The organism is Gammaproteobacteria bacterium (assembly GCA_013003425.1).
Taxonomy (GTDB): Bacteria; Pseudomonadota; Gammaproteobacteria; order Steroidobacterales; family JABDKV01; genus JABDJB01.
The window spans coordinates 17,360-33,475 of the sequence record JABDJB010000037.1; the positions used below are offsets into that span (position 1 = coordinate 17,360).

The 16,116-nt window shown below is 59.3% G+C and carries 15 protein-coding genes; 6 read left to right on the plus strand and 9 right to left on the minus strand.

Translation table 11 applies throughout. The features are described 5' to 3' along the window. Window positions 1-7: 7 nt before the first annotated feature. Window positions 8-1,537, minus strand: coding sequence for a hypothetical protein (locus HKN06_05750; protein ID NNF60818.1), 1,530 nt, complete (start codon window positions 1,535-1,537; stop codon window positions 8-10). A 230-nt stretch (window positions 1,538-1,767) separates the two neighbouring features. Here HKN06_05750 and HKN06_05755 point away from each other — a divergent pair, with 230 nt between their 5' ends. The 3 genes from HKN06_05755 to ppc are packed head-to-tail and all read left to right on the plus strand — an operon-like array spanning window position 1,768 to window position 6,192. Continuing rightward, a complete protein-coding gene (locus HKN06_05755; protein NNF60819.1) occupies window positions 1,768-2,988 on the plus strand; it encodes a TlpA family protein disulfide reductase in 1,221 nt (406 codons plus the stop codon). 3 nt (window positions 2,989-2,991) lie between these two features. Beyond that, on the plus strand, window positions 2,992-3,474 hold the full coding sequence (locus HKN06_05760) for a YajQ family cyclic di-GMP-binding protein (protein NNF60820.1): 483 nt from the start codon (window positions 2,992-2,994) through the stop codon (window positions 3,472-3,474). Between the two features lie 6 nt (window positions 3,475-3,480). Beyond that, window positions 3,481-6,192 (plus strand): phosphoenolpyruvate carboxylase, encoded by a 2,712-nt coding sequence (gene ppc / locus HKN06_05765; protein NNF60821.1) that lies wholly within the window; start codon window positions 3,481-3,483, stop codon window positions 6,190-6,192. Between the two features lie 113 nt (window positions 6,193-6,305). Here ppc and HKN06_05770 read toward each other — a convergent pair whose 3' ends face one another. From HKN06_05770 to HKN06_05790, 5 genes are all read right to left on the minus strand, one after another. Further along, complete coding sequence (locus HKN06_05770; GenBank protein ID NNF60822.1) at window positions 6,306-7,568, minus strand: amidohydrolase; 1,263 nt, start codon at window positions 7,566-7,568, stop codon at window positions 6,306-6,308. A 105-nt stretch (window positions 7,569-7,673) separates the two neighbouring features. Then, window positions 7,674-8,243, minus strand: a complete 570-nt coding sequence (locus tag HKN06_05775; GenBank protein ID NNF60823.1) for a hypothetical protein — start codon at window positions 8,241-8,243, stop codon at window positions 7,674-7,676. A gap of 113 nt (window positions 8,244-8,356) precedes the next feature. Next, the gene (locus HKN06_05780) at window positions 8,357-8,947 is read right to left on the minus strand and encodes a PEP-CTERM sorting domain-containing protein (protein ID NNF60824.1); all 591 of its coding nucleotides are present in this window, start codon (window positions 8,945-8,947) and stop codon (window positions 8,357-8,359) included. 252 nt (window positions 8,948-9,199) lie between these two features. Next, window positions 9,200-9,820: a nitroreductase family protein gene (locus tag HKN06_05785; protein ID NNF60825.1), complete on the minus strand. Its 621-nt coding sequence runs from the start codon at window positions 9,818-9,820 to the stop codon at window positions 9,200-9,202. A 53-nt stretch (window positions 9,821-9,873) separates the two neighbouring features. Next, window positions 9,874-10,362 carry a YcgN family cysteine cluster protein gene (locus HKN06_05790; GenBank protein ID NNF60826.1) on the minus strand — a complete coding sequence of 163 codons (489 nt, stop codon included), beginning with the start codon at window positions 10,360-10,362 and terminating at the stop codon, window positions 9,874-9,876. Window positions 10,363-10,405: 43 nt separating this feature from the next. On the opposite strand from HKN06_05790, the gene HKN06_05795 reads away from it, so the two are divergent. Both HKN06_05795 and HKN06_05800 read left to right on the plus strand, forming a co-directional pair. Continuing rightward, window positions 10,406-11,365: a 2-hydroxyacid dehydrogenase gene (locus tag HKN06_05795; GenBank protein ID NNF60827.1), complete on the plus strand. Its 960-nt coding sequence runs from the start codon at window positions 10,406-10,408 to the stop codon at window positions 11,363-11,365. A gap of 37 nt (window positions 11,366-11,402) precedes the next feature. After that, complete coding sequence (locus HKN06_05800) at window positions 11,403-11,834, plus strand: NUDIX domain-containing protein (GenBank protein ID NNF60828.1); 432 nt, start codon at window positions 11,403-11,405, stop codon at window positions 11,832-11,834. Here HKN06_05800 and HKN06_05805 read toward each other — a convergent pair. Continuing rightward, window positions 11,831-12,385 carry an alkyl hydroperoxide reductase gene (locus tag HKN06_05805; GenBank protein NNF60829.1) on the minus strand — a complete coding sequence of 185 codons (555 nt, stop codon included), beginning with the start codon at window positions 12,383-12,385 and terminating at the stop codon, window positions 11,831-11,833. The two genes, HKN06_05800 and HKN06_05805, sit on opposite strands and share 4 nt — an antisense overlap. 10 nt (window positions 12,386-12,395) lie before the next feature. Further along, window positions 12,396-12,935: a peroxiredoxin gene (locus tag HKN06_05810; GenBank protein NNF60830.1), complete on the minus strand. Its 540-nt coding sequence runs from the start codon at window positions 12,933-12,935 to the stop codon at window positions 12,396-12,398. A gap of 255 nt (window positions 12,936-13,190) precedes the next feature. On the opposite strand from HKN06_05810, the gene HKN06_05815 reads away from it, so the two are divergent. Beyond that, window positions 13,191-14,885 carry a long-chain-fatty-acid--CoA ligase gene (locus HKN06_05815; GenBank protein NNF60831.1) on the plus strand — a complete coding sequence of 565 codons (1,695 nt, stop codon included), beginning with the start codon at window positions 13,191-13,193 and terminating at the stop codon, window positions 14,883-14,885. Window positions 14,886-14,895: 10 nt separating this feature from the next. Here HKN06_05815 and HKN06_05820 read toward each other — a convergent pair. Then, window positions 14,896-16,116: hypothetical protein (locus HKN06_05820; GenBank protein ID NNF60832.1), on the minus strand; the 1,221-nt coding region annotated here is incomplete at its 5' end.

Consider the following 16,116-nt stretch of genomic DNA (forward strand, 5'->3'; position numbering starts at 1 on the left):
TGTCGTCTCAGAACGCTATTTCGCGCCGCGCCGCCGCGATACGGTCACGCACAAAATCTTCGATGGCAGACAGGTCGTCGTTGTACGGCTCGGGGTCAATAGCGTCGTACCCGGATACATGCGGTGCCACTACCGACTGCAGCTCCTGCAGGCGCGTACGCACGGCCGTCAAGCTGGCAAATTCGCTGTCATCTGCCAGCAATTCGGCAACATAGCCGGCGTACTCGTCACGGAAATCGGCAAAGGCGAGCACTTTCTCCATCAGCACCGGATCGCCCGAGAGCCGGTCGTCGCCCCAGCGCAGGAAAGAGGCATCGGCTATGTTGCTGAATGCCCAGATACTGTCGAACAGTACGATGTCGTAGTCGTAAGGCACGAATACCCACTTTCCGTCATTGGGGTTGCGCACCAGGTAATAATTATTGCCGTTGCGCCAGTAATCATCCCAGTTGCCAAGAAATACATTGACCGCCTGGGCACGCAGCAAGGAGCGGATGTCGATCAGGTCCTCCAGCATTTGCTGCGTAGGGTTACCGTTGAGCATACCAATCAGTTCATTGAGGTAGGTCTCCCCTTCGAGGAAGTCCTTTTTCTTGGTTTTCAGGTCATACGCCGGCCGATAGGCATCGAAACCGATGCTGGCAAATGCAGGATCAGTAATCTCGGAGCCGATTTTTCCGGATTCTATGTTGTGGTCAAAATCAGCAGCGGCAAGATCAGCCGGACCAAAGCCCTGGTAGAGCGATTTGAAGACAAAACCATTTTTGCCGAAACGCCGCTGGGCCCAGGTCTTGTCGACGTGTTCGCCCATGAGATAAACACCCATGTAGCGTACCGGCTCGTCGCCTATCTTTATGTGCAGCCGGGTATACGCCTGACGCAAAGTCATCGCGCCGAACCGGTTAAGCAGATCGTAAGAGTACACTTCCCTCACGTAAGTCGGGTCGTTCTTGTTGTACTTGAGGTTCAGAGAGCGCACCGAACGAAAATCCCGGTTCTTGTTTTCTACCAGTGTCGGTACTTCCTGTGACGGGAGGCCATAAACACTCTCGGAGTCCTGGAACTGTTCGTTGAACTTGATACGGAAGTGCACGCGACGCAGGGAATTATCGGGGTCGTGCGGGCCGCTGCCTGCTTCGGGGCGCTGGCGGGAGAAAATATTTCCGCGCAGGCGAAAGCCAACATTGGCCACCTGCTCGGTCGCGGTGCCTGCGCCGTAAACAAAATCAGCACGGCGGAAAATCTCGCTGCGAGGGTTGGCATTGATGTCGTTGAGCAGTCCGTTCCACTCGTCCTCGGTTATCGCAATGGTGATGCTGTGCATCTTGCCGGTGTCGAACAGCTCAAGATAATCAGCGCTGAAAGTAGGCTTGTCTTTTCCGGTATTACTGTCATCAGCGGGCGGAGCCACGCTCGCCTGCGGTGGCGTGGCGCTGACGGTTGGCACCAGCTCGCTGCCACCACCACCGCCGCCACCGCAGCCGGCCAGTAAAAGCAGTAATACAGGTACGCCCAGGCGGGAAAATTTCATCATCATCGCAACTCAATTGTTGTGAGGAACTGCCAAGATTATAGCCATTCTGTCACCGCCGGAATTGGGAATTGTACGGAGCCGTCGTTTCGGCCGGCAGGTACTGCCTGTGGGGCGGAGCCGTATGGCTCCGGGCGCAGAATCAGTCGCCTGGAAGGCTGACTTCCCGCACCGCCCAGGCAAATATATCTGTTACAGGTATCAACAGCAGGGCGGAAATCAGCGACAATGCGCGAATGAAAAATATACTGATTCTGACGCTGGCAGCGCTGCTGCTGGGCGGTTGCAGCGGCCCCGGACCGGTGGATCCGGTGCAACCGGGGGACTGGCGTGGCGTGTTGACCCTGCCGGGTGGTGAGTTGCCGTTCAGCCTGCAGCTGAAACAGGACGGCACCGAATGGATGGCAGTTCTGGTCAATGGTGATGAGCGCGTGGAAGTTACCGATGTGACGGTGAACGAGCAGCAGATGACGCTGGTGCTGCCGGCCTTCAACACCCGTATCGACGCACGGCGCGACGGTGCCGGTTTTAGCGGCACCCTGACGCTGGTAAAGCGCGCTGGCAAGCAGCAGCATATTCCGTTCGTCGCAAGACCCGGGGAGGAGTACAGGTTTCTGCGAGTGCAGCCGGAGTCATATGTCGACGTTGACGGCCGTTGGGCCGTTACGTTTCGCGAGGATGACGGCAGCGAAAGCGAAGCAATTGCCGAGTTTGAACAAACCGGTAACGTGGTCGAAGGAACCTTTCTTACCCCTACCGGCGACTATCGTTTTCTGGCTGGCGAAGTCGATGGCAACCAGTTGTACCTGTCCACCTTTGACGGCTCGCATGCATTCCTGTTTACCGCAAAGCTGGAAGGCGCGCAGCTGCAAGGCGATTTCTGGTCTGGCACGGCCTGGCATGAAAGCTTTGTCGCCAGGCGTGATGCCAATGCCGCGCTGCCGGATGCCGACGAGCTGACGCAGCTTGTCGATGAGCAGTTCACTTTCAGTTTCCCTGATACCGACGGCAACATGGTCAGCCTCGACGACCCGCAGTTTGATGGCAAGGTCGTACTGGTTGCGCTGGCCGGCAGCTGGTGCCCGAACTGCCATGACGAGGCAGCATTTCTGGCGCCGTTTTATCACCAGTATCGTGACCAGGGTCTGGAGATAGTCGGGCTGATGTTTGAGCATCTCGAGGACTTTTCGGCCGCGGCCACCCAGGTAATAGCCTTTCGTGACAAGTTCGACATCGGCTACACGTTGCTGGTGGCCGGCAGCTCGGACAAGCAACGGGCCGGCGAGACGATGTCGATGCTCGATCGCGTGTATGCTTTCCCCACCTCGGTATTTATCGATCGTAATGGCAACGTGCGTCGGATTCATACCGGGTTCAATGGCCCGGGTACAGGCCGGCATTACGACCAGCTCGTCGCCGGCTTCACCGAGACTATTGAACAACTTTTAGCGGAGTAGACAGTGCCTTCTTTCGATGTAGTTTCAAAAGTAGATGCCCACGAGCTGGCCAATGCGGTTGACCAGGCAAACCGGGAAATCGATAACCGGTTCGACTTCAAGGGTGTCGGCGCCAAATTCGAGATCCAGGAAAACAACATCAATCTGAGCGCCAAGGAAGACTTTCAGCTCAGGCAGATGATGGACATGCTGCGGCTGAGGCTGTCAAAACGGAAGATTGATGTCGGATGCCTGAAAGAGGGTGAACCGGTGATGAGTGGTACCACCGCAAAGCTTGTCGTGCAGGTCATGCAGGGTATCGAGCAACCGCTGGCGAAGAAGATAATCAAGCTCATCAAGGAGCAGAAAATGAAAGTGCAGGCGGCGATCCAGGGCGACCAGCTGCGGGTAACGGGAAAAAAACGCGATGATTTGCAAAACGTGATTGCCCTGCTTGAGGACGCCAACCTCGACCTGCCATTGCAATTCACCAACTTTCGGGACTGAATATTCATGCGCAGCGGTGATATCGATTTTGCAGAAAAAGACCGGCCCCTACGCGAAGACGTAAGCCTGCTTGGCACGCTGGTAGGCGAAATGCTGGCCGAGCAGGGCGGTGAGGCGCTGTTCAAACGTGTCGAGCAGGTGCGCAGGGCAGCGATTGCGCGGCGCGAAGGCACGCCCGCTACCGATGATCTTGCTGCCCTGGTGCGGGATCTGAATGCCGCCGAAACACTCGAGCTGGTGCGGGCATTTTCGAGTTATTTCCAGGTGGTCAATCTCGCCGAGAGGGTGCACCGGATCCGCCGCCGGCGCGATTACCTGCGTGACCACGACGACCCGCAGCCGCGCGGCATTCACGAAGCGATCGCGCAGCTGGCCGCAGCCGGGCTCACTCTCGACAAAGTGGAAGACTATCTGGGCACCATACTGTACGAGCCGGTGTTTACCGCGCATCCGACCGAAGCAACGCGCCGCACGCTGCTGGAAAAACAGCAGCTCATTGCACGTCACCTGACAGACCGTTTCGACCCGTCACGTACACCGCAGGAAGAGGATGCTTTGCTGTCCCAGATACGGTCGGAGATCACCAGTTCCTGGCAGACCGTGGAGCACCCCAGTGAGCGCATGACCGTGCGGGACGAGCGCGAGAACGTGCTGTTCTTTATTACCGACGTTATATACCGGATCATTCCGCCGTTTTATGAGGCGGTCGAAGACGCGCTCGTACAGACTTACGGTGCTACAGCGCGCGATGTCCGCGTACCACTGATGCTGCGGTTCGCCAGCTGGGTCGGTGGTGACATGGATGGCAATCCCAATGTCGGTGCCCGCACCATCCGCGAGTCCCTTGCGGACCAGCGTCACCAGATTATTGCCCGTTATCGTGCTGAAGTTTTACGGCTGGCGCGAAACCTCAGCCAGTCGGTCGAGCGCGTTGCCATCAGCGACGAAGTGGTTGATCGCGCCGATCAGTATGCCGAGATATTCCCCGCAGTCGCGGCCGCGATTCATCGGCGCCACGGTGACATGCATTACCGCCGCCTGTTGCGGCTGATCGCGGCACGACTGACCGCGACACAGGCCGAAGAGAGCGCCGGCTATGACAATGCTGGTGAGTTTTTCGAAGACCTGCGCATGGTCGCGCGCAGTCTGCGCGACAACAAGGGTGGGCATGCCGGTCTGTTTGCAATGCGCAGGTTGCTGCGTCGCGTTGAGACTTTCGGCTTTCACCTGGCAACACTGGATGTGCGCCAGGATGCCATGGTGCATCGCCGGGTAATCGGACACGTGCTGGGCGAGTCCGGATGGCTTGAGATGGATGCCGCGCAGCGTACGCGCCGGATACAGCAGGTCATGTACGACCCGATGCCCGAATTTGACGAGACTGATGAAGTACGCGAAACGCTGGCAGTGTTCCGTACTATTGCCGACAGCCAGGCGTTTTACGGGCCCAACGCGATCGGGCCGTTTATCATCTCGATGACCCAGGGCGCGGATGACGTGCTTTCTGTCATGTTGCTGGCGCGCTGGGCCGGTCTGGCTGACGCACGTGATCGCATATCGCTCGATATCGCACCGCTGCTGGAGACCGTCAACGACCTCAACAACGGCCCGGCGATCATGCGCACGTTGTTTGCCGACAATGCCTACAAGGAACATCTGCGCCAGCGCGACTCGCGCCAGATCATCATGATCGGCTACTCGGACAGCAACAAGGATGGCGGACTGGCAGCGGCGCGCTGGGCGCTGCGCGAAGGCGAAGAGGCACTCGTTCGCTCCATGCGTGATGTCAATGTAGCGCTGACGATATTCCATGGTCGTGGCGGCACCATCAGCCGCGGCGGCGGGAAGGTGCATCGCGCCGTGCTCGCCGCACCTCGCGGCTCAGTCAATGGCCGCCTGCGTGTTACCGAACAGGGTGAGGTTATCAACGCCAAGTTTGGCCTGCGTGGAATTGCGCTGCGGGTGCTGGAGCAGGCTGCCAGCGCCACTGCGCTTGCCACCTATGTGGACCCGCCGGAACCAACATCATCGCTGGCGGCGCCTGCGGTGATGCAGCAGGTAGCGACGGTGGCGCGTGAGGCTTACCGCGGCCTGGTCTATGAGGATGCCCGGCTGGTTGAGTATTTTCGTCAGGCTACCCCGATCGATGTTATCGAGCGCATGCAGATTGGCTCCCGACCGGCCTCACGCCGATCGGGCAAGGGAATAGAGAACCTGCGCGCAATACCTTGGGTGTTTGCATGGAGTCAGAGCCGGCTGGTGCTGCCGGGCTGGTACGGGGTGGGCCACGGGCTGGCGGCAGCAGAGGCCGAGTATGGTATCGGCCGTCTGCGCGATCTGCAGCGTGACTGGCCGTTCTTTACCAATATCGTCAACGATGTCGAAATGGTGCTGGCCAAGGGTGACATGGATATTGCGGCGTCTTATGCACAGCTTGCCGACGAACCCTTGCAGCCGCTTTACGACGAAATTCGCAGCGAGTTTGATCGCACTTGCGAGATGATCCTGCGCATCAAGGAAAGCGATGCGTTGCTCGATGATGATCCGGCGCTGCAGCGTTCGATACGGTTACGCAATCCCTACACTGACCCGATCAGCCTGTTACAGGTCGACCTGCTGCAGCGCTGGCGAGCAGCCGACCGCGATCACGAAGCACTGCTCGATGCATTGTTCGCGAGCGTCCGCGGCATTTCCCAGGCCCTGCAGAACACCGGATAGGATAGGGGCCAAGTCTTCCCATTTCCCATTTTCAGAGGATAGGGGTCAAGTTCAAGTCTTCCCATTTCCCATTTTCAGAAAAATGGGACATGGGAAGACTTGACCCCTATCCCTTAATTGTTGCGCAGGTGGTCGAGCACGAGTGCTGTCATGGCGCGGATGCCGGGTTCGATCGCGCTGTCATCGGCGCGAAAGTCGGGTGTGTGCAGGCTGCCTGATTCAGTGCCGGGTGCAACCACGCCCAGGCGAAAATAGAATCCGGGAATCTCGCGGGCAAACCAGGCGAAGTCCTCTGCCACCATCACCGGCGGGCCATCGAGCACGTTTTCAGTTCCCAGCGTCTGCTGCAGCACCACCCGGGCACGGGCAGCCAGCGCCGGGTCATTGTTGACAAACGGGTTGGCGCGCTCGTAAGTGTAATCGTAGCTGGCACCCGCCGCCGTCGTGATGCCGTCGAGTATTTCACCGATACGCCGCTCGACTATGTCCTGCACGTCATCGCTGAACGCGCGCACCGTTCCCTCCATGTGAACGGTATCGGGGATGATATTAAATCGTTCGCCACCGCGAACGATGCCGACCGTTACAACTGCCGGTTCGCGCGCATCGATGCTGCGTGAAGGAATAGTCTGCAGGCCGAGGATAACCTGGGCCGCAAGCACGATCGGGTCGACGCCCAGGTGGGGCCAGGCACCGTGCGACTGTTTGCCGTGCAGATCAATGAGAATCCGGTCGGATGAGGCCATTGCCGGACCGCTGGTGACGTCGACCTGGCCGACGGCGTAGTCCGGCCACGAATGAATAGCGTAGATCGCCTCCGGCGCCGGGTTTCGCAGAACGCCCTCTTCGATCATCAGCGGTGCGCCGCCGGTTTCACCGACGGGTACGCCTTCCTCGGCGGGCTGGAATATGAACCTGACCGTGCCGGGCAACTCGTCACGCATGGCAGCCAGGACTTCGGCGGTTCCCATCGCGACAGACATATGGATGTCATGACCGCAGGCGTGCGCGACACCCACCTTCTTGCCGTTGAATTCGGTGGTCGCGGTGGAGCGGAAGGCAAAGTCGGTCTGTTCGGTAACCGGAAGTGCATCGATATCGGCACGCACAGCAACAACCGGGCCGGGTAAGCCGCCACGCAACGTTGCAACTACGCCGGTATGAGCTACGCCAGTCTGCACGTCGAGGCCGAGACGCCTGAGCCGCTTTGCGATCCGTTTCCCCGTCTGTACCTCACGGTTGCTCAACTCCGGGTTGGCGTGCAGCTCGTGACGGAAATCAATAATGCCTGGCAAAACCTCGTCCAGCGGATTGGCACCGGATGGCAGTGGCAGGGTCAGAAACAGCAGGGGAAGTACGGCGGGGTACAGGCGCATGGCGACTCCGGGGGAACAGGGCAGCCCCTATTGTCTGCTCACTCGTCGCCAAAACAAAACGGCGGCCAGTGGGCCGCCGTTTTCAGAGGACAAAGATTCCGTTGTTCAGCTACGGCGTCGCAGCCCCAGGGCCATCAGGCCTGAACCGAAAAGGACCAGCGCGCCCGGAACCGGAATGACAGTCGGACTAATAACGCCGGAGAATGCGACCAGGTCGCCAAAGCCATCGATGCTCATCGCAAAGTCATAAGACTCAGAGCCGAGGCCGGTGCCTGACAGTGTTCCCGTTCCGGTAAGCACCAGAAACGTTTCGCCCTGGTCAGCGATCTCAACCGCTTCCAGATCAAACGAGAATTTGCCCGGACCAGGATCGAAGTCGATAGTGAGAAAGCTCAGTACCGGACTCGGCGACAGTGGATCAAAGAAGAAATCTTCCAGGCTGCCGGTGCTGCCGGCGGCAATGCCCGCTGTGGCAAAAGTGCCGTCGGCGAAAGTAGTTATGAAGCCGTTGGTGAACGACAGGCCAACGGCTCCGTCGAGACCACCAGACCCGATGGCGCTTACTTCGCCGGTGAACTCGAGTACGCCGCTGATCGTGCCAGCCTGGGCCGTACCCAGACTGAATGCCGCCACCAGTACCAGGGCGGCTCCCCTCATAAAATTAAACTGTCTCATTTTAGTCCTCTGTCTTTATAGTTCTGCCGCTTATCCTGCGGCGTCATGTTTCTGGCGGTCAATTATCGGGGCTTGCCACTCTCCAGAGCAAGCCCGATTTTCGAATCAATAGGTTAGCTGCGACGCAACCGGATCAGACCCAGGACGCCAAGGCCGAGCAGCATCAGGATGCCGGGTTCCGGGGCCTGCGTCGTTTCTGAAGACCAGCTGAAGTTGATCTGGCGCGAACCACGCAGGTCCTGTGCCGAGAACGACCAGCGGCCGGCGGTATCATCGAAGCCATCTGCCGAGACGATGCCGGTGCCACGCAGTATCAGCTGGCCGGCGGTCTGCGTCAGGATATCCAGGCTGTCCAGCGAGAACGTAAACAGCGGGGGCTGGCCGCCTTCCGCCGGGGAGCCGAAAATCTGCCAGATCGTCACCGGGCCGCTGAACGGATCAATGGTGAAATCGGTCAGGTTCAGCGTGCCGTTAAGTGTCGAGGCACCCAGCGCCGGGGCGAAGTCGCCGTCTGCGCCTACCACGAAGCTGGTGCCGAAGATCAGTGAATCGGCCGAACCAAGGTTGCAGTCAACGCCTTCCGCGCTGCAGCCGGGCGAAGCATCGCCGCCCATGCGTATGCTGCCATCGATCGGCACGGCAAACGCCATTACCGGCGCCATCAGCGCGACAGCAAATAAGTTTTTGATTATTCTAGATTTCATTATCTTTCTGATCCTTTAGCTATGCTCAATTCCAGCGTCCCGCTCGGGCGGGTTATGCCGTAATAGTAGCAAGTAGCATGCCACCTTTATCGCGGCTTATGCAACAAGGTGTAACGCCTTGAGATTGCAGAATAAAAACGGGTCAACTCAATGCTGCCGACACTATGTAAAACGTGGCCAATTGCCAAGTTGTAAAGAAGCCCGACAGCGCAGGCGCGTTGATGCAGGATTATGTTACAAAAACCCTGTATTTCAGCGCTTCTTGAGCCAACTGACGGTCTCTTCCAGTGGCAGGCGGGCGATGTCGGGCACCCTGGCGTCGTCGGCCGGGTAACCGGTCACCAGCAGCAGAAACGGCCGCTCGTTTTTTGGCCGGCCAAGAATCTCGTTGAGAAAACCCATCGGGCTGGGCGTATGGGTGAGCGTTGCCAGTCCGGCGTGGTGCAGCGCGCCGATCAGCAGGCCACATGCGAGGCCTGCCGACTCTGTGGGGTAGTAGTGCTTTACCTTGCGACCGTCAGGCAGGTAGCCCCAGCGCTGCGAAAAAACGGCGATGAGATACGGAGCGATTTCCAGGAAGGGTTTGTCGGAATCCGTGCCGAGCGGCTCGAGAGCCGCCAGCCATTCGGCCGTCGCGCGGTGTTCGTAAAAGTGGCGTTCCTCCTCTTCGGCTGCGACGCGAATCCTGCTTTTGATTTTCGCATCCTCGATGACGCAGAAGTGCCACGGCTGCATGTTGGCGCCACTCGGTGCGCTGGCTGCAGCGCGCAGGCAATGTTCGATTACGCCTGCTGGTACAGGCCGGTCCGAAAAATCGCGTACCGTGCGGCGCCGGCTCATTTCCTCGCAGTATTCGCGAGCGCGGCGCTGCATTTCATCCGGTTCGTATTCGACAAAACCCGCCAGCGGGATAAAGCGTGGTTCGCTCACGGCACCTCATCGCAGGTGCGCTGGCCGACCGGAATCCAGTCGATAAGATGCTCGTCGTATTCATCCTCAGACACACCGGCGCCCGGTTTGGCGCGTCCGGCGACCGAGATGCCGGCCGCGTAGACACTGTCCGGGTCACCACTCACCAGTGGGTGCCAGTCAGCCAGGCCACGGCCTTCGTCCAGCCGGCGGTAGGCGCAGCTTTCGGGTAGCCACTTGAGATGGCCGATATGCTGTTTTTTCAGCACGATGCAGTCGGGCACATGCTCCAGTCTGCGGGCGTAGTGGCGGCAGCGGGCGGTCTTGACGTTGAGCAGTTTGCACGCCACCGAGGTGTAGAAAATCTCGCCGGTATCAGTGTCTTCGACCTTGTGCAGGCAACAGCGGCCGCAGCCGTCGCACAGCGATTCCCACTCGCGCCGGGTCATCTGCGCGAGAGTCTTTGTTTCCCAGAACGGGGCAGCTTTTTTGCGCGTGGCGGGCATGACGCGATTGTGCGCCAGCGGAGCAGCGATCACAATTGCCGGTATGAAACTCAACGCTGTATTTCTCGACTACGCGACGGTCAGCCACGATGACATCGATGCCACGCCGCTCACCCGGGCGCTGCCGGGACTGCGGTTTTTTCCCACCAGCACGCCGGCCGAGACGGGTGCCCGTATCGCTGATGCCGAGGTGGTGTTGCTGAACAAGATAACGATGGATGCGGCACGCATCGCCGCGGCGCCACGGCTGAAGCTGATCTGCGTTACGGCAACCGGTACCGACAACATCGACCTGGTCGCTGCGCGCGAACGTGGCATAGCGGTATGCAACATGCGCTCCTATTGCACGGCATCCGTGGTGCAGCACGTTTTCGCGCTGCTGCTCGCGTTGACGCACCACCTGGCCGGATACCAGGCCCTGTTACGCGACGGCGCCTGGCGTGGCAGCCCGCAGTTCTGCCTGCTTGACTACCCGGTGCGCGAGCTTGCCGGCAAGGTTTTCGGCATTGTCGGCCATGGCGAGCTCGGCAGCGCGGCGGCATCGGTTGCTGCGGGATTTGGCATGCATGTGTTACTGGCGGCACGGCCGGGAACCGAGATGGCGGCCGACCGCGTCGCGCTGCATGACCTGCTGGGGCGGGTTGATGTGCTCAGCCTGCATTGCCCGCTGACACCACAGACACGAGGCCTGATCGGCGCGGCTGAGCTGGCGCTGATGAAACCCGATGCGGTGCTGATCAACACCGCCCGGGGTGCACTGGTAGATGCCGCGGCGCTGGCGAACGCCCTGCGCGGCCACCGCCTGGGCGGGGCGGGAATCGATGTGCTGGAGCAGGAGCCCCCGGTCGACGGCAATCCGCTGCTGGCCGATAACATTCCCAACCTGATCGTCACGCCGCACGTGGCGTGGGCCGCGGTCGAGGCACGCCAGCGCGCTATCGAGGAGATGGCGTCCAACATCACTGCCTGGCAAACCGGCGAACAGCGCAACCGCGTAGTGTGATTGCTGGCCGTTGGCAGCTTTCTGCCATACTGGCCGCATGACCAATCGCCGCATCCCAATAAGACGCCTGTCCTGTGGCGTGGTTGTGGCGCGTGAGACTTCGCAGGGTACCCGGCTGCTGCTGCTGCGGGCGTACCGCAACTGGGATTTCCCCAAGGGCATGCTGGAAGGCAACGAGACACCGCTGGCTGCTGCCGTCCGCGAGGTCGAGGAAGAAACGACGCTGAACGACCTGGAGTTCAACTGGGGCGAAGAATTTATCGAGACCGGGCCATACAGTCGCGGCAAGGTAGCGCGCTATTACATTGCGCTTACCCGCCGCGATGATATAGAGCTGCCCGTAAACCCGGAGATTGGCCGCCCCGAACACGCCGAATTCCGTTGGGTCGACGTGTCCGAGGCAGATGCAATAACGACTGCGCGACTCAGCCCGGTAATCGCATGGGCTGCGCAGCGCCTGAAGTTTTAGGCGGCAGCGCTAACTGCGGCAGCGTTTTCGTGCTCAAGCACTATGGCTACGCCATGGATGACCGAAGCTATACGCGCCGCGCTTTGTATACCCTCGATCGAAATGCCCGCCTTGCGCAAGTGACGTTCGTGCGCCTGGACGCAGCCTTCGCATCCGGTCACCGCCGAAGCGACCAGCGAGTAAAGCTCAAAATCGGCCTTGTCGATGCCCGGATTGGCAATGACGCTCATACGCAGCCGGGCTGGCAGGTCGCGGTAACCGTCATCACCGACCAGGTGCAGGAACCGGTAATAGATATTGTTCATCCCCATTATCGCTGTGGCAGAGCGCACGCCCTTGATGTCAGCAGGGTTCAGCACGGTGCCTGCCAGTTGCTCAAACTGTGCGGAAAGTGACGTGTTGCGCGAACTGATGGCCGCGGCAAGGGCGCTGCCCCAGATCTGGGTTTCGCTGAGCCCCGGCGCGCCGCCGGTCGTCAGTACACTGCCCAGGTTCAGCCGCAGGTCTTTGGCGTAATCGGGTATACGGTCTTTAATATCTTGCAGTTGCATGATGTTCTCCTCAGGCGGCACGCAGTGTGTCGTCACCGCTCTGCCAGTTGCACGGGCACAGTTCGTCGGTCTGCAATGCGTCGAGTACACGCAGGACTTCTTCAGGGCTGCGGCCGACGTCGAGGTCGGTCACGTACACAAAACGCACGATGCCCTGCGGGTCGACGATAAATGCGGCGCGCTGCGCCACGCCGGCTTCCGGGTCGAGTATGCCAAGCTCTTCGCTCAGCTCCCGCTTGATGTCTGACAACATCGGGAAAGGCAGGTCCTTCAGTGCCTCATGGTCGTTGCGCCACGCCAGGTGGACAAACTCCGAGTCGGTGCTTACGCCCAGCAGCTGGGCATCGCGGTCAGCAAACTCACTATTGAGGCGACCGAATCCGGCAATTTCGGTTGGGCAGACGAAAGTAAAATCCTTGGGCCAGAAAAACACGACCTTCCATTTGCCGCTGTAGGTGTCCTGGTCGATGGTCTGGAAGGCGCTGTCGAGGTCGTTCGAAACGACTCCGGTGAGAGAAAATTCGGGGAATTGGCTGCCGATGCTTATCATTGATACTGCTCCTGTGGATGGGGAAAGCCCTTCGATGGAGCTATGATCCGGCATGGGCATATATTTATCCAACAGAATGATAAGGATATTATATTCGATAAAATAGATGAATATGCCGTTGTGGCTCCTGCATAACCTCCAGGAATTGTGGTTGCGAGACGTTCCCCCGGCCGACCCACTCCGCCCCGGCCCGTTCCGCTTGCAGGCAGCCGCGACCGGGTGTCTTATATACGCTGCACGTTGGGGGAACGAAACATGGCAGACAAGACCTGGTTGAAGAACTATCCGCCGGGAGTGCCGGCAGAAATTGACGTTGACGAGTTCGCATCGTTGCGCGAAATAATCGAAAAAAGCTGCAGCCGCTTCGCAGACCTGCCCGCTTACAGCAATATGGGCAAGACGATTACTTTTGCCGAGCTCGACCAGATGAGTCGCGCATTTGCCGGATATCTGCAGCGTAACCTTGGCCTTGTCAGGGGCGATCGCGTCGCGGTCATGATGCCCAACCTGCTGCAATATCCCGTCGCGGTCTTCGGTATCTTGCGGGCCGGCATGGTGGTGGTTAATACCAACCCTCTGTACACGGCACGCGAGCTACATCACCAGCTGACCGACTCTGGTGCAAAAGCAATAGTCATTCTGGAGAATTTTGCAGCCACGCTGCAGGGCGTGCTGCCCGACACAGCGATTGAAAAGGTCATCACCACGCAGATTGGCGACATGCTGCCGACGCCAAAAAAGCAGCTGATAAATTTTGTCATCAAGCGTATCAAGAAGATGGTACCGGCATGGGAGATTGCCGATACGGTCAGCTTCCGGAGCACGCTGGCCGAGGGCCGCTGGCAGGAGCTGGACGAACCCGCGCTGACACACGACGACCTGGCATTCCTGCAGTACACCGGCGGTACTACCGGCGTGGCCAAGGGCGCCATGCTGACCCACGGCAACATGGTTGCCAACCTGCAGCAGACCGCGGGCTGGCTGGAATCGCTGACCGAAGTCGGTAACGAAAAGATCGTCACGGCGCTGCCGCTGTATCACATCTTTTCGTTGACAGCGAACTGCCTCACGTTCATGAAACTTGGCGGCGAGAATATCCTGATAACAAACCCGCGTGATTTCCCGGCATTTGTAAAAGAACTCGGCCGACATCCGTTTACGGCGATTACCGGCGTAAACACGTTGTTCAATGCGCTGCTCAACACCCCCGGCTTTGATCAGCTGGATTTTTCCACCCTGCGGCTGACCCTTGGTGGCGGGATGGCAGTGCAGCGGCCGGTGGCGGAGCACTGGCAGAAAGTAACCGGTAAGCCGCTGGTCGAAGCTTACGGATTGACCGAAACTTCGCCAGCTGCCTGTATGAACCCGCTCAGCAGCGAGGGGTTCAGTGGTTCCATCGGCCTGCCGATTCCAAGCACGATCGTAACCATTCGCGATGATGACGCGAATGAGGTTCCTCAGGGCGAGATTGGTGAGCTATGTATCGAGGGCCCGCAGGTAATGGCTGGCTACTGGAATCGCCCCGATGAAACCGCCAAGACCATGACTCCTGATGGCGCGCTGCGCACCGGTGACATGGGGTATATCGACGCGCAAGGTTTCGTCTACATTACCGACCGCAAGAAAGACATGATCCTGGTGTCGGGCTTCAACGTATACCCGAACGAACTGGAAGACGTTGCGGCCGGCCATCCAGGGGTGCTGGAGGCGGCAGCGGTCGGGGTTCCGAATCCGAAATCCGGCGAATCAGTAAAAATGTTTATCGTACGCAGTGACCCGGCGCTTACTGAGAAGGAGGTCATCGACTACTGTCGTGAGCACCTCACCGGCTACAAGGTGCCGCGCGAGATTGAGTTTCGCGATGAGCTGCCAAAAACCAACGTCGGTAAGATTCTGCGCCGCGAGTTACGCGACGAAGAGCTGGCAAAGAGGAAAAGTAACGCGGCTTAGATTTCCGCGCTTATACCTTCTGGCGCAGGCGGTCCAGCGCCTCGCTGAGCCGGTTGGTGACCTCGTTTTTGTACAGGCCGCGGCGGCTCACGTCGCGTGGCACATGCATGTTGGTATCGAAATGGCGCTCAGGGTCCTCCAGTACATCACGCCGCAGGCTGATGCCATGGCGCGCGAACAGTACGGATAGCTGGTCGTAATTGTTGAGCAGGTCACGGCGAGTGGTCTGGTAGCCGTGTTCACACACCCGGCGCCGGTTCGAATAGCTGAACAGGTTGGCAAAGAACATCCGCGAGTCCTCTCGGTCCGGCTCGAACAGCACGATGTCGCGATTGCCGTAAGTGGACTCATAAGACTTGATGCCGACATTCATGCGTGAATGAATGACCGAGCGAAATGTCTGCGACAGGACCGTGGGCAATCCGCCATTGATCAGTCTGCTGTGTTTCTTGCGCCGGTCGTCGTCGTCGGCAAGATTCGCATCGTAAGGAACAATCGGGTTGATGCAAAGAAGCAGGTCAACCCCTTCGTCCAGCGCTACCGAGGCATGCAAAGTGCGCTTGAGGGCGCCGTCGACATAATAGCGGTCATCGATTTCCACCGGCGGATAGAGTCCGGGCAAAGCTGTGCTGGCCTGGATTGCCTTCGAGATCGGTACGTGATCATGACCGGGCGCGCCAAAGCGGACGGACTCACCGGTGTCGATGTCGGCAGCAACTACAAACAGCTTGCGCGTCAGCTCGCGAAAGTCATTGGTGTGACCACGGGTCTGGTAGAGATCAGCGAGGAAATGCTCCACCGGAGCGTTATCAAAAACGCCGGTGGGGATGACGCGGGTAAAATTGGTAAGGGCGCCGAAAAATCCTTTGTCTATCGGGTGGCGCAACATGTCCCAGACGGTTGCGGTTACTGCGCGCGGCAGGCGCCTGACCCGACGAATGTATTCACGCCATGCCGGCGTCATAAATACCCAGCGGCCGATGGGGTGGGCGCGTGAGTCGGCTGAAATAAATATGCGGGCGATCTGGTCGGTGCTGAAACCATTGGCCAGGTTCGACGCAATGAAGGCGCCGGCGCTCACCCCGACGTATACCTCCATTTCGTGCAGGTCTATACCTTCGAGCGCCTCGTCGAGGGCGGCCAGTACGCCAACTTCGTAAATACCGCCAAGCGGGCCGCCGCCAGCAAGGGCCAGGCCAAAACGGCGGCCACTGCGCTTGCCGGGCCCCTC

Excerpts from the sequence above, each read along its gene's own strand:
- HKN06_05750 (NNF60818.1), bottom strand. The coding sequence starts at position 1,537 with ATGATGATGAAATTTTCCCGCCTGGGCGTACCTGTATTACTGCTTTTA.
- HKN06_05755 (NNF60819.1), top strand. The coding sequence starts at position 1,768 with ATGAAAAATATACTGATTCTGACGCTGGCAGCGCTGCTGCTGGGCGGT.
- ppc (NNF60821.1), top strand. The coding sequence starts at position 3,481 with ATGCGCAGCGGTGATATCGATTTTGCAGAAAAAGACCGGCCCCTACGC.
- HKN06_05770 (NNF60822.1), bottom strand. The coding sequence starts at position 7,568 with ATGCGCCTGTACCCCGCCGTACTTCCCCTGCTGTTTCTGACCCTGCCA.
- HKN06_05775 (NNF60823.1), bottom strand. The coding sequence starts at position 8,243 with ATGAGACAGTTTAATTTTATGAGGGGAGCCGCCCTGGTACTGGTGGCG.
- HKN06_05780 (NNF60824.1), bottom strand. The coding sequence starts at position 8,947 with ATGAAATCTAGAATAATCAAAAACTTATTTGCTGTCGCGCTGATGGCG.
- HKN06_05785 (NNF60825.1), bottom strand. The coding sequence starts at position 9,820 with ATGCAGCGCCGCGCTCGCGAATACTGCGAGGAAATGAGCCGGCGCCGC.
- HKN06_05790 (NNF60826.1), bottom strand. The coding sequence starts at position 10,362 with ATGCCCGCCACGCGCAAAAAAGCTGCCCCGTTCTGGGAAACAAAGACT.
- HKN06_05795 (NNF60827.1), top strand. The coding sequence starts at position 10,406 with ATGAAACTCAACGCTGTATTTCTCGACTACGCGACGGTCAGCCACGAT.
- HKN06_05800 (NNF60828.1), top strand. The coding sequence starts at position 11,403 with ATGACCAATCGCCGCATCCCAATAAGACGCCTGTCCTGTGGCGTGGTT.
- HKN06_05805 (NNF60829.1), bottom strand. The coding sequence starts at position 12,385 with ATGCAACTGCAAGATATTAAAGACCGTATACCCGATTACGCCAAAGAC.
- HKN06_05810 (NNF60830.1), bottom strand. The coding sequence starts at position 12,935 with ATGATAAGCATCGGCAGCCAATTCCCCGAATTTTCTCTCACCGGAGTC.
- HKN06_05815 (NNF60831.1), top strand. The coding sequence starts at position 13,191 with ATGGCAGACAAGACCTGGTTGAAGAACTATCCGCCGGGAGTGCCGGCA.